This is a genomic window from Streptomyces sp. NPDC037290, assembly GCF_055603245.1.
In genome coordinates, this window is sequence record NZ_JBVJVZ010000002.1 from 282,285 (window position 1) to 294,893 (window position 12,609).

A 12,609-nucleotide genomic window follows, 5' to 3' on the forward strand; every position below is an offset into this window, starting at 1 on the left:
GTCCGGCACACCAGGGGCAGGTATGCGCAAAGGGCAGTACCGGTTCGTCACGGGATTTCTCCTCGTCCCCGTGGCGCTCTATCTGATCTTCGTGATCTGGCCGTACATCCAGACGTTCGGCTATTCACTGACCGACTGGAAGGGGCAGTCGCAGACCTTTGACTTCGTCGGTCTCGACAACTACAAGGCGCTGTTCCAGGACGACGTGTTCCTGGAGGCGATCTGGCACAACATCCAGTTCCTGGTCTTCATCCCGGTGATCACCATTCTGCTCGCCCTGTTCTTCGCCTTCATGCTGAACGCGGGCGGCCGCAGCAGGGCCGGCGGGGTGCAGGGCGTCGCGGGATCGAAGTTCTACAAAATCGTCTATTTCTTCCCGCAGGTGCTGTCCCTGGCGATTCTCGCCGTGCTGTTCAACGCGGTGTACCGCAGTGACGGCGGCGGTCTGCTCAACGGTGTGCTGATCAAGGCCGGCCTGGTCGACGCCGACAACCCGATCGAATGGCTGAACGAGCCGCACCTGGTGCTGTGGGCGCTCATGGTGGCCGTGATCTGGCAGGGCGTGGGCTTCTATCTCGTGCTGTTCTCGGCCGCCATGCAGTCCATCCCGAGGGACATCTACGAGGCCGCCCTGATCGACGGCGCGAGCCGTAACCAGTCCTTCTTCCGCATCACCCTGCCGCTGCTGTGGGACACCGTGCAGACCGCCTGGGTCTATCTGGGCATTGTCGCCATGGACATGTTCGTCCTGGTGTCCTCGATGACCCAGAACATGGGCGCGTACGGCGGCGGTCCCGACCATCACAGCGATGTGATGTCGACGGTGATGATGCGCAACTTCCTCTACTACGGGAAGAGCGGCTACGCCTGCGCCATGGGCGTGGTCATGCTGCTGCTCACCCTGATCCTGTCCGTGGTCACGCTGCGCGCCACCCGCCGTGAGCGCATCGAGTTCTGAGCGGGAGTATCGACGATGACTGCACTCAAGGAGACCGCTGCGGCGCCGGCCGACGGGCCCGTGACCAAGGTGCCCGTGCGGCCCGGCGACCGGCGCGGCGAGGGCGTCGTACTGAACGTCTTCTCGCACGGATTCCTCGCCCTGTGGGCGCTGCTGATCGTGCTGCCGCTGCTGTGGCTGGTGCTCAGCTCCTTCAAGAGCGACGCCCAGATCGGCGGCTCGGCCTTCGGCTGGCCGCACGACTGGTCCCCCGACGTCTTCCGGCGGGCCTGGAACAAGGGCATCGGGGACTACTTCCTGAACACCGTGATCGTCCTGGTGTTCTCCGTGCCGCTGACCATGCTCTTCGGCTCGATGGCGGCGTACGTGCTTGCGCGGTACCGGTTCTGGGGCAACCGGCTGCTGTACTACTTCTTCGTCGCCGGCGCCATGTTCCCGGTGTTCCTGGCCCTCGTCCCGCTGTTCTTCATGGTCAAGCGGCTGGACATGCTGAACACCTACCAGGGCCTGATCCTGGTCTACATCGCCTACTCGATGCCGTTCACGGTCTTCTTCATGCACGCCTTCTTCCGGACCCTGCCCACGGCGGTCTTCGAGGCGGCGATCCTGGACGGCGCCTCGCACACCAGGACCTTCTTCCAGGTGATGCTGCCGATGGCCAAGCCCGGCCTGATCAGCGTGGGGATCTTCAACACCCTGGGCCAGTGGAACCAGTTCATCCTGCCCACGGTGCTGATGCAGCCGCAGAGCGGCTCCGACCCCGAGCGCTATGTCCTCACCCAGGGTCTGATCCAGCTGCAACAGCAGCAGGGGTACGCCTCCGACCTGCCAGTTCTCTTCGCGGGTGTGACGATCGCGATGATCCCGATGCTGGTCGTCTACCTGTCCTTCCAGCGCCAGGTGCAGGCGGGTCTGACCTCGGCCACCCTGAAGTAGCGGCACGCTCCGCGACCGTCCGTGTGCACGCCGTTCCGGCCCCGGGACGGCGTGCGCGCGCGTGTCCGGGTACCCGGAAACGGTTCAACCTCTTGACGTAAGCAACCCCGAACGGCTCAGCTTAGAGTTCACTAGTTGGACATACGCGGGGCCTCGCCGAAGCGGCCCCGCGCTCAGGAGGTCGTCGTGGAGACTCCAGGGTCGCAGTCATCGCTGCACCGAGCCAACCTGGAGCGGGTTGTACGGGCCGTACGCCTGGCCGGATCCCTCACGCAGGCGGAGATCGCGCGGACGACCGGTCTGTCCGCGGCGACCGTCTCCAACATCGTGCGGGAGCTGAAGGACGGCGGAACGGTCGAGGTCACGCCCACGTCGGCGGGCGGGCGGCGGGCCCGTAGCGTCAGCTTGAGCGGGGACGCCGGGATCGTGATCGGCGTCGACTTCGGGCACACCCATCTGCGGGTCGCGATCGGCAACCTCGCTCATCAGGTGCTGGCCGAGGAGGCCGAGCCGCTGGACGTCGACGCCTCCGCCGCGCAGGGCTTCGACCGGGCGGAGGAGCTGGTCAGTCGCCTGATCGCAGCAACGGGCGTGAACCGGTCCAAGGTGGCCGGCGTGGGCCTCGGCGTGCCTGGCCCGATCGACGTGGAGTCGGGCACGCTGGGGTCCACCGCGATCCTGCCCGGCTGGGGCGGCACCAAGCCCGCCGAGGAGCTGCGCGAGCGGCTCGGCGTGCCCGTGCACGTGGACAACGACGCCAACCTCGGCGCCCTCGGTGAGCTGGTCTGGGGCAGTGGCAAGGGCGTCCGGGACCTCGCGTACATCAAGGTCGCGAGCGGTGTGGGTGCCGGTCTGGTGATCGACGGGAAGATCTACCGCGGCCCGGGTGGCACAGCCGGAGAAATCGGACATATTACACTCGATGAATCCGGCCCGGTCTGCCGTTGCGGGAACCGCGGCTGCCTGGAGACCTTCGCGGCCGCACGCTATGTGCTCCCGCTGCTCCAGCCCAGCCACGGCCCCGACCTGACGATGGAAGGCGTCGTACGGCTGGCCAGGGACGGTGATCCGGGCTGTCGTCGGGTGATCGCCGACGTCGGCCGCCACATCGGCAGTGGAGTGGCCAATCTCTGCAATCTTCTGAACCCGAGCCGGGTGGTCCTGGGCGGTGATCTCGCCGAGGCCGGTGAGCTGGTGCTCGGGCCGATCAGGGAGTCCGTGGGCCGCTACGCCATCCCCAGTGCGGCGCGTCAACTGTCCGTTCTCCCGGGGGCACTCGGGGGCCGTGCGGAGGTGCTCGGGGCGCTCGCTCTCGCTCTCAGCGAGATGGGCGATTCGACACTTCTGGACGGGTCTGTCACCAGTGCGCTGCAGGCCGCCGCCCCCGCCTTCACTTAGAGAACGGATGGCACCGTTGCCATCTCGTTAAGGATTTACTTCTTGACGTCGCACGTGTGGCCGAGTTGACTTCCAGCCACCTCGGCCGCAACGACGCGGCCTCGTCAGGGAGGTTTCTGAAGTGAACACGCGTATGCGTCGTGCGGCCTTCGCCGTTGCTGCTGGTGCCATGGCCGTCTCGCTCGCCGCCTGTGGCAGTGCCAAGGAGTCGAAGGGCGGCAGCTCTTCCTCCTCGTCGTCGAAGAAGGGCGACAACATCAAGGTCGGTCTCCTGCTTCCGGAGAACAAGACCGCGCGTTACGAGAAGTTCGACAAGCCGCTGATCGAGAAGAAGATCAGCGAGCTGACGAACGGCAAGGCCACCGTCTCGTACAACAACGCCCACCAGGACGCGAACCTGCAGGCCCAGCAGGTCGACACCATGATCACCAACAAGGTGGACGTCCTGATCGTGGACGCGGTGGACGCCAAGGCCATCCAGAACTCCGTGCAGAAGGCCGTGGACGCCGGCATCAAGGTCGTCGCCTACGACCGCCTGGCCGAGGGCCCGATCAGCGCCTACACCTCGTTCGACAACGAGAAGGTCGGCGAGACGCAGGGCCAGGCCCTGCTGACGGCGCTGGGCAGCAAGGCCGGCAAGTCCTCCAAGATCGTCATGGTCAACGGCTCGGTCACCGACCCGAACGCCGCCCAGTTCAAGGCGGGCGCCCACAAGGTGCTCAACGGCAAGGTCACCATCGCCAAGGAGTACGACACCAAGGAGTGGTCGCCGGACAACGCCAACTCCGAGATGGAGGCGGCGATCTCCGCGGTCGGCAAGGACAAGATCGCCGGCGTCTACTCCGCCAACGACGGCATGGCCGGCGGTATCATCACCGCCCTCAGCTCCGCCGGCATCAAGGTCCCGGTCACCGGCCAGGACGCCGAGCTCGCCGGTGTGCAGCGCATCGTCGCCGGTACGCAGTACATGAGCGTCTACAAGCCGTACGCCCCCGAGGCCGACGCCGCCGCCACGATGGCCGTCTACCTCGCCCAGGGCAAGTCGCTGGACTCCGTCGCCAAGGACAAGGTCTCCAGCACCTCCCAGAAGAACGTCCCCTCGGTGCTCGTCCCGGTCACCGCGCTGACCAAGGACAACATCAAGGACACCGTCATCAAGGACGGCGTCTACACCGTCGGTGACATCTGCACCGCCGACTACAAGGCGGCCTGCGCCAAGCTCGGCCTCAAGTAAGCGGCGTCAAGTCCCTTCCCCGAAACGGGCGTTCGTCCTTGAATGCCCGTAGGGAAGCCGACTGACCGCCCCCCGGCTCCTCCGGCGTCCCGCGCACTCATACAGCCCCGCAAGCTCGGCGCGGGGCGCCGGACGGAACACCCAGCGGCGGGTCCCCCCGCCCACCCACCCAGATTTCTGCACAACCTCCCGCCGGGTCAGGCGGCGAAGGAGATGGTTCACGTGTCCGCTACGCCCGTGCTGGCGTTGCGCGGGGTCTCCAAGCGGTTCGGTGCCGTTCAGGCGCTCACCGACGTAGAGCTTGAGGTCCACGCCGGTGAAGTGGTCGCCCTGGTCGGCGACAACGGCGCCGGAAAGTCCACGCTGGTCAAGACGATCGCCGGCGTGCACCCGATCGACGAGGGTGTCATCGAGTGGGACGGCAAGCCCGTCACCATCAACCGCCCCCACGACGCCCAGACACTGGGCATCGCGACGGTCTACCAGGACCTCGCACTGTGCGACAACATCGACGTCGTCGGCAACCTGTTCCTCGGCCGTGAGCTGCGGAAGTGGGGCGTCCTGGACGAGGTCGAGATGGAGCGCCGCTCCCGGGAGCTGCTGACCACGCTGTCGATCCGCATCCCCAGCGTCCGCATCCCGATCGCCTCGCTGTCCGGCGGTCAGCGCCAGACCGTGGCCATCGCCCGCTCCATGCTCGGCGAGCCCAAGCTGGTGATCCTCGACGAGCCCACCGCCGCCCTCGGCGTCGAGCAGACCGCCCAGGTCCTCGACCTGGTCGAGCGCCTGCGCGAGCGCGGCCACGCCGTCATCCTCATCAGCCACAACATGGCGGACGTGAAGGCGGTGGCCGACAAGGTCGCCGTGCTGCGCCTCGGCCGCAACAACGGCGTCTTCGAGGTCAAGACGACCTCGCAGGAGGAGATCATCTCCGCCATCACCGGCGCCACCGACAACGCAGTGACCCGCCGTGCGGCCCGCACCTCCGGCGCGAACGGGGAGGTTTCCAAGTGAGCATCGACAAGACCTCCGCGAACGTCGACGAGACGTCGTCGCAGGACGACCCCGTCGTCGAGAACCCCGAGGCCGCGGCCGCCGCGGTCACCGCCGTCGACCCGCGCCTGCTGGTGCAGGAAGAGGGCCTGCTCGGCTACTGGCACGAGTTCAAGCGCAAGATGAAGGCCGGTGAGCTGGGCTCCCTCCCGGTCGTGCTGGGCCTCGCGATCATCTGCGTCATCTTCCAGCTGCTGAACTCGGAGTTCCTCTCCGCGCAGAACATCAGTGACATCACCGTCACGATGGTCGGCACGGGCATGATCTCGGTCGGCATCGTCTTCGTGCTGCTGCTCGGCGAGATCGACCTGTCGGTCGGCTCCGTCAGCGGTGCGGCCAGCGCCCTCGCCGCCGTTCTCGCGGTGAACCAGGGCTGGCCCGAGTGGGCGGCCGTGCTCGTCGCGATCGTCGCCGGTATCGCCATCGGCGCGCTGCACGGCTTCTTCTTCGCGGTGCTCGGCGCCCCCGCCTTCGCCGTCACCCTGGCCGGCCTGCTGTTCTGGCTGGGCTTCATGCTGAAGGTGCTGGGCGCGGACGGCACGATCAACCTCGACCCGAACGGCCTGGTCGGCAAGCTGACCACGTACTTCTTCTCCGACGTGGCCGCCGCCTACGGGCTCGCCGCCGTCGTGGTCGCCGTGTTCTTCCTCACCTCCTTCTTCAGCAACCGGCGCCGGGAGGCCGCGGGCATCCCGTTCCGGCCGCTCAGCGACACGATCCTGCGGACCGCGCTGCTCGCCGTGGTCTCCTTCGCCGCGGCCTACATGTACAACCAGTACAAGGGCCTGCCGCTGGCCACCGTGATCTTCCTGGCCTTCCTGATCGCCACGGACTTCGTGCTGCGGCGCACCTCGTACGGCCGCAAGATCTTCGCGCTCGGTGGCAGCGTGGAGGCGTCCCGGCGTGCGGGCATCAACGTGACGGCGGTGCGGATCTCCGTGTTCGCCATCTCGGGCGGTTTCGCGGCGATCGGCGGTCTCTTCCTGGCCTCGAAGATCGCGTCTGCCAACCAGAGCGCCGGTACCGGTGACCTGCTGATGAACGCCATCGCGGCGGCCGTCATCGGTGGTACGTCGCTCTTCGGCGGGCGTGGCCGTACGTGGAACGCGCTGCTCGGTGTGCTGGTGATCGTGTCGATCCAGTACGGTCTCCAGCTGGAGTCCATCGCCGAGCCGGTGAAGTACATGATCACTGCGGCTGTGCTTCTCACCACGGTGGTGATCGACTCCATCACCCGTAAGACGCAGAAGACGGCAGGGCGTGCATAACGCCTGGTCTTCGTAGGTCGACAGCGCCCGGCACTTCGAAAGGTGCCGGGCGCTGTCGTGTCGTGCAAAGCATGAACATTAGACTCGGGCGAGCCCGGCGAAAGCTCGATCAGCTCTACTGCAAGGAGGCACGGGTGCCGCTGCTGACCCGCATCAGGGGACCGCGCGATCTGGACCGGCTCAGCCTGGAGGAGCTGGACCAGCTGGCGGAGGAGATCCGGACCTTCCTCGTGCAGGAGGTCTCCAAGACCGGCGGGCACCTGGGTCCCAACCTCGGTGTGGTGGAGCTGACCATCGCCCTGCACCGCGTCTTCGAGTCCCCGAAGGACAGGGTCCTGTGGGACACCGGCCACCAGTCCTACGTGCACAAGCTGCTCACCGGCCGGCAGGACTTCTCCAGGCTCAAGATGAAGGGCGGCCTGTCGGGCTACCCCTCGCAGGCCGAGTCCGAGCACGACGTCATCGAGAACAGCCACGCCTCCACGGTCCTCGGCTGGGCGGACGGCATCGCCAAGGCCAACCAGCTCAAGAGGCGCGACAGCCATGTCGTCGCCGTCATCGGTGACGGGGCCCTGACCGGCGGTATGGCCTGGGAGGCGCTGAACAACATCGCCGACGCCAAGGACCGCCCCCTCGTCATCGTCGTCAACGACAACGAGCGGTCGTACGCCCCGACCATCGGCGGCCTCGCCAACCACCTGGCGACGCTCCGCACGACTGACGGGTACGAGCGCTTCCTCGCCCGCACCAAGGAGGTGCTGGAGCGGACCCCGGTCGTCGGCAGGCCGCTGTACGAGACCCTGCACGGCGCCAAGAAGGGCCTGAAGGACTTCATCGCCCCGCAGGGCATGTTCGAGGACCTCGGCCTGAAGTACGTCGGCCCGATCGACGGGCACGACATCGAGGCGCTGGAGTCCGCGCTGGCGCGGGCGAAGCGGTTCGGCGGGCCGGTCATCGTGCACTGCCTGACCGAGAAGGGGCGCGGCTACCAGCCGGCCCTGCAGGACGAGGCCGACCGGTTCCACGCCGTCGGCAAGATCCACCCGGACACCGGCCTGCCGATCGCGAGCTCCGGCGCCGACTGGACCTCCGTCTTCGGCGACGAGATGGTCAGGCTCGGCGAGGAGCGCGAGGACATCGTCGCCATCACCGCCGCCATGCTCCAGCCCGTCGGCCTGGACAGGTTCGCCAAGCGGTTCCCCGAACGGGTGTACGACGTCGGGATCGCCGAGCAGCACGCGGCCGTGTCGGCCGCCGGACTCGCGCACGGCGGGGTGCACCCCGTCTTCGCCGTGTACGCCACCTTCCTCAACCGCGCCTTCGACCAGGTGCTGATGGACGTGGCCCTGCACAAGTGCGGGGTGACGTTCGTGCTGGACCGCGCCGGTGTCACCGGAACGGACGGTGCCTCGCACAACGGCATGTGGGACATGTCGATCCTGCAGGTCGTACCGGGCCTCAGGCTCGCCGCGCCGCGCGACGCCGAGCAGGTGCGGGCGCAGCTGCGGGAGGCCGTCGAGGTGACGGACGCGCCGACCGTGGTGCGCTTCTCCAAGGGCGCCGTCGGCCCCGCCGTACCCGCCGTGGGCCGTGTCGGCGGGATGGACGTGCTGCGCGAGCCCGGCACCGACACGCCGGACGTGCTGCTGGTCTCCGTGGGCGCCCTCGCCCCGATGTGCCTGGAGATCGCCGGCCTGCTCGACAAGCAGGGCATCTCCACCACCGTCGTCGACCCGCGCTGGGTCAAGCCCGTCGACGAGGCCATGGCCCCGCTGGCCGAGCGGCACCGGGTCGTCGTCACGGTCGAGGACAACAGCCGCGTCGGCGGTGTCGGCTCCGCGATCGCCCAGGCCCTGCGCGACGCCGGCGTGGACGTGCCGCTGCGCGACTTCGGCATCCCGCCGCGCTTCCTCGACCACGCCTCCCGCGCCGAGGTCCTCGCCGAGATCGGCCTGACCGCGCCGGACATCGCCCGCCAGGTCACCGGTCTGGTCGCCAGGCTGGACGGCCGGTTCGACCGTACGGCCGCCGAGGTCGACTCGGTGGAGCCCGCGCGCGACTGACGCGCGACGCGCCCCTCACGGGCCGGTGACGCCACCTTCTGCGGTGGCGGAACCGGCCCGTCTGCGTGAACCTGCCAGTGCCGGGGCATACGCATCCCGATCCTCTCGATCATGACGGACCCCGGCGAGGTCCCCAAGCGTGGGAGGCAGGACGTGAGCAGCGCGCTGTTCAGGACGAAGAACGTCGAGCAGTCCATCCAGGACACCGAGGAACCCGAGCATTCACTCAAGAAGTCCCTCTCCGCGCTCGATCTGACCGTCTTCGGCGTCGGTGTCATCATCGGCACGGGCATCTTCGTGCTCACCGGGCAGGTCGCCAAGAACAACGCCGGTCCGGCGGTGTCCCTGGCCTTCGTGGTGGCCGGCGTGGTCTGCGCGCTCGCCGCCCTCTGCTACGCCGAGTTCGCGTCCACGGTCCCCGTGGCGGGCTCGGCGTACACGTTCAGTTACGCCTCCCTGGGCGAGCTGCCCGCCTGGATCATCGGCTGGGACCTGGTCCTGGAGTTCGCCCTCGGCACGGCGGTGGTGGCGGTCGGCTGGTCGGGCTACATCCGCTCGCTGCTGGACAACGCCGGCTGGCACCTGCCCGGCTACCTGGCGGGCCGGGACAACGCCACCGGTTTCGGGTTCGACATCCTCGCCGCCGTGCTGGTGCTGGTGCTCACCGGCATCCTCGTCCTCGGCATGAAGCTGTCGGCCCGCATCACCTCGCTCGTCGTCGCCATCAAGGTGGCCGTGGTCCTCATCGTGATCATCGCCGGGGCCTTCTTCATCACGTCCGCCAACTACACGCCGTTCATCCCGCACTCCCAGCCGGTGCCGGCCGGCGGCAACCTCAAGGCCCCGCTCATCCAGCTGATGTTCGGCTGGGCGCCCGCCAACTTCGGGGTGATGGGCATCTTCACGGCCGCCTCGGTGGTGTTCTTCGCGTTCATCGGCTTCGACATCGTGGCCACGGCCGCTGAGGAGACCCGCAACCCGCAGCGGGACATGCCACGCGGCATCCTCGGCTCCCTGCTCATCTGCACGGTGCTGTACGTGGCCGTGTCCGTCGTCGTCACCGGCATGGAGAAGTACTCGAAGCTGTCCGTGGAGGCCCCGCTCGCCGACGCCTTCAAGGCCATCGGGCACCCGTGGTTCGCGGGTGTGATCAGCTTCGGCGCCGCCGTCGGCCTGACCACCGTGTGCATGATCCTGCTGCTCGGCCAGACCCGGGTGTTCTTCGCGATGAGCCGGGACGGACTGCTGCCGCGCTTCTTCTCGCGCGTCCACCCGCGTTTCCGGACCCCGCACCGGCCGACCATCCTGCTCGGTGTGGTCATCGCGGTCGTCGCCGGTTTCACCAGCCTGAGCGAGCTGGCCGAACTGGTGAACATCGGCACGCTCTTCGCATTCGTCGTCGTCGCGATCAGCGTGATCATCCTGCGCAGGACCCGCCCGGACCTGCCGCGCGCCTTCCGCACCCCGTGGGTCCCGTTCGTGCCGATCCTGTCGGTGTGCGCCACGCTGTGGCTGATGCTGAACCTGCCGGCCGAGACCTGGCTGCGGTTCGCCATCTGGATGGTCATCGGCTTCGTCGTCTACTTCCTCTACGGCCGCACCCACAGCCGGCTGGCCCTGCGGGACAAGGCCGCCCAGCAGACCGCGGGCGACACTCCGTAACCGTTCCCTTCGCCGTTCTGACCCCGTATGTCCCGCTTCGGCCGGGGCGGCTCGGCCGGATAGCGTGCTGCCCATGCTCGCCGCCCCGCTCGCCCCCGCACGGACCGCAGGCACGAGGACCGTCACCCGGGCGGCGTACTGGGCGCGGCTGCTGCCGCTCCTCGCGGTGCTGTCCTGCGTCACCCGGCTGCCGTCCTTCGCCCGGCCGCTGTGGAACCCGGACGAGGGCTACCTCGCCGTACAGGCGCGGCTGCTGGCCCAGGGCGGGCAGCTGTACGACACCGTCGTGGACCGCAAACCGCCGCTGCTGCCCTGGCTGTACGAGGCGGCGTTCGCGGTGTGCGGCTCCGGCTCCCTGACCTCACTGCGGGTGCTGGCGGTCCTCGCCCAGCTGCTCACCGCCACGGCCCTGGCCTCGCTCGCCCGGCGCCGCTGGGGCGACGGCGCGGGCCGGACCGCCGGGGTGCTGTACCTGCTGGTGTCGGTCGGTCTCAACCCCGAGGACGCGCAGGCCGCCGGCTTCGAGGTGTTCATACTGCCCGGCACGGCCGCCGCCCTGTGGTGCGCCGACCGGGGGCGCTGGGGTGCGGCCGGGGCCGCCGTCGCCGCCGCGTTCCTCACCAAGCAGACCGGCGGCGCGGTGCTGCTGCCGGTGGCCTGGCTGCTGCACCGCCGGGGCGCACCGCGCGCGGGCGCGCTGCGGCTCGTGGCCGGCTGCGCGCTGCCGGTGCTGGGCGTGGCCCTGCTGACGGATCCGGCCCGGTTCCTGTTCTGGACGGTGACCGGCTCCGCGGCCTACGCCTCCTTCACCGGCTCCGAGCTCCACGTCCTCGCGCGCGCCCTGGCCAACACCGCGATCCTCGCCGCGGCCTCGGCGGGCCTGCTGCCGCCGGTCGTACGGGCCCTGCGCCCCACCCGCGCCGCGACGCCGGACCTGTGGCTGTGGCTGGGCTCCTCGGCCGTCGCCGTGACCCTCGGCTTCCACTTCTTCGGCCACTACTACCTGCAACTCACCCCGCCGCTCGCCCTGCTGGCCACCGCCGCCCTGCACGTGCTGCCGCCGGAACGGCGCGTGGCCGCGCTGCGGACCTCGGCCGGAGCCTGCACCCTCTTCCTCGCCTGGGGCCTGATCGCCCCGCGCCCCGAACTCGCCCACGCCCAGCGGGTCGCGGGCGTCCTCGCGCAGCGCACCACCGCCGCCGACCGCGTCCTGGTCTGGGGCATGCACCCGGAGACGTACTGGCTGGCCGGCCGCACGCCCGCCACCCGCTATCTCACCGCCGGCCTGCTCACCAACTACAGCGGAGGCCGGGACGGTTCCGACGTCGGTGAGAAGTACGCGGTGGCGGGCGCCTGGCCGGTCTTCCGGCGGGAGCTGGACACCCACGCCCCGGCCCTGGTCGTCGACGACTCCCGCGGCAAACCGTACGCCCCCGACCGCGTGCCACCCCTGCGCCGCCTGCTGGCCGCCCGCTACGAGGAGACGGGCACCGTGGACGGCGCGGTCCTGTACACCCGGGTACCGGGGGAGTGAGGTGCCATGAGGGGGCGGGGAGAGTCGGGGCGGGTCCGCGAGGTGTGCGGGAGCCGGGTGGGGCGTGACGCAGGGGTGCGGGGGGCTCAGTTCAGGAGGGTGCGGGGGCCGGTGACCTGGGCGCCGTGTTCGTGGACGCGGCGGCGCAGCTCGCGGTCGGCCGTGACGACCAGGCACGGGCGGTCGCCGGCCGAGGCCGCGAGCTCCACGATGCGGTCGTCGCCGCTGCCGGACGCCTCCTCGACACGCACCCCGGGCACCGGGGTCACGCCCCGGGCCGCGCCCTCCACCACCAGGACCAGCTCCAGCGGGCCGGGCAGGCCGTCCACACCGGACCGTGCGAAGGGCACCAGACGGTCGCGCAGCCGCTCGGCGGCCGCACGCCGGTCGCGCCACCAGCCATCAGGCACCGATCCGACGACATTCGCCCCGTCGACGAGGAGCAGGGACAGGGGCTCGTCCGTGCCGTCCGTGCCGTTCGTCGTGCCCGAGGTGTCCGTCAT

The 12,609-nt window shown here is 69.3% G+C and carries 10 protein-coding genes; 9 read left to right on the forward strand and 1 reads right to left on the reverse strand.

What is annotated here, in order from left to right; translation table 11 throughout:
• The first annotated feature begins 22 nt into the window (after positions 1–22).
• From ACZ7HQ_RS06965 to ACZ7HQ_RS07005, 9 genes are all read left to right on the forward strand, one after another.
• Positions 23–958, forward strand: coding sequence for a carbohydrate ABC transporter permease (locus ACZ7HQ_RS06965; RefSeq protein WP_470985767.1), 936 nt, complete (start codon positions 23–25; stop codon positions 956–958).
• A gap of 15 nt (positions 959–973) precedes the next feature.
• Positions 974–1,894, forward strand: coding sequence for a carbohydrate ABC transporter permease (locus ACZ7HQ_RS06970; protein ID WP_470985769.1), 921 nt, complete (start codon positions 974–976; stop codon positions 1,892–1,894).
• Between the two features lie 186 nt (positions 1,895–2,080).
• On the forward strand, positions 2,081–3,292 hold the full coding sequence (locus ACZ7HQ_RS06975; protein WP_470985772.1) for an ROK family transcriptional regulator: 1,212 nt from the start codon (positions 2,081–2,083) through the stop codon (positions 3,290–3,292).
• 133 nt (positions 3,293–3,425) lie between these two features.
• The gene (locus tag ACZ7HQ_RS06980; RefSeq protein WP_470987109.1) at positions 3,426–4,526 is read left to right on the forward strand and encodes a sugar ABC transporter substrate-binding protein; all 1,101 of its coding nucleotides are present in this window, start codon (positions 3,426–3,428) and stop codon (positions 4,524–4,526) included.
• A 213-nt stretch (positions 4,527–4,739) separates the two neighbouring features.
• On the forward strand, positions 4,740–5,540 hold the full coding sequence (locus ACZ7HQ_RS06985; RefSeq protein WP_470985774.1) for an ATP-binding cassette domain-containing protein: 801 nt from the start codon (positions 4,740–4,742) through the stop codon (positions 5,538–5,540).
• A complete protein-coding gene (locus tag ACZ7HQ_RS06990; protein WP_470985777.1) occupies positions 5,537–6,847 on the forward strand; it encodes a sugar ABC transporter permease in 1,311 nt (436 codons plus the stop codon). Before ACZ7HQ_RS06985 ends, ACZ7HQ_RS06990 begins: the two co-directional genes overlap by 4 nt.
• 134 nt (positions 6,848–6,981) lie before the next feature.
• Positions 6,982–8,910: a 1-deoxy-D-xylulose-5-phosphate synthase gene (dxs, locus tag ACZ7HQ_RS06995; protein WP_470985780.1), complete on the forward strand. Its 1,929-nt coding sequence runs from the start codon at positions 6,982–6,984 to the stop codon at positions 8,908–8,910.
• 153 nt (positions 8,911–9,063) lie between these two features.
• Complete coding sequence (locus ACZ7HQ_RS07000; protein WP_470987111.1) at positions 9,064–10,572, forward strand: amino acid permease; 1,509 nt, start codon at positions 9,064–9,066, stop codon at positions 10,570–10,572.
• A 73-nt stretch (positions 10,573–10,645) separates the two neighbouring features.
• A complete protein-coding gene (locus ACZ7HQ_RS07005; protein WP_470985783.1) occupies positions 10,646–12,106 on the forward strand; it encodes a glycosyltransferase family 39 protein in 1,461 nt (486 codons plus the stop codon).
• Positions 12,107–12,192: 86 nt separating this feature from the next.
• Here the strand turns inward: ACZ7HQ_RS07005 and ACZ7HQ_RS07010 are convergent, their stop codons facing one another.
• On the reverse strand, positions 12,193–12,609 hold the full coding sequence (locus tag ACZ7HQ_RS07010) for a PIN domain-containing protein (protein ID WP_470985786.1): 417 nt from the start codon (positions 12,607–12,609) through the stop codon (positions 12,193–12,195).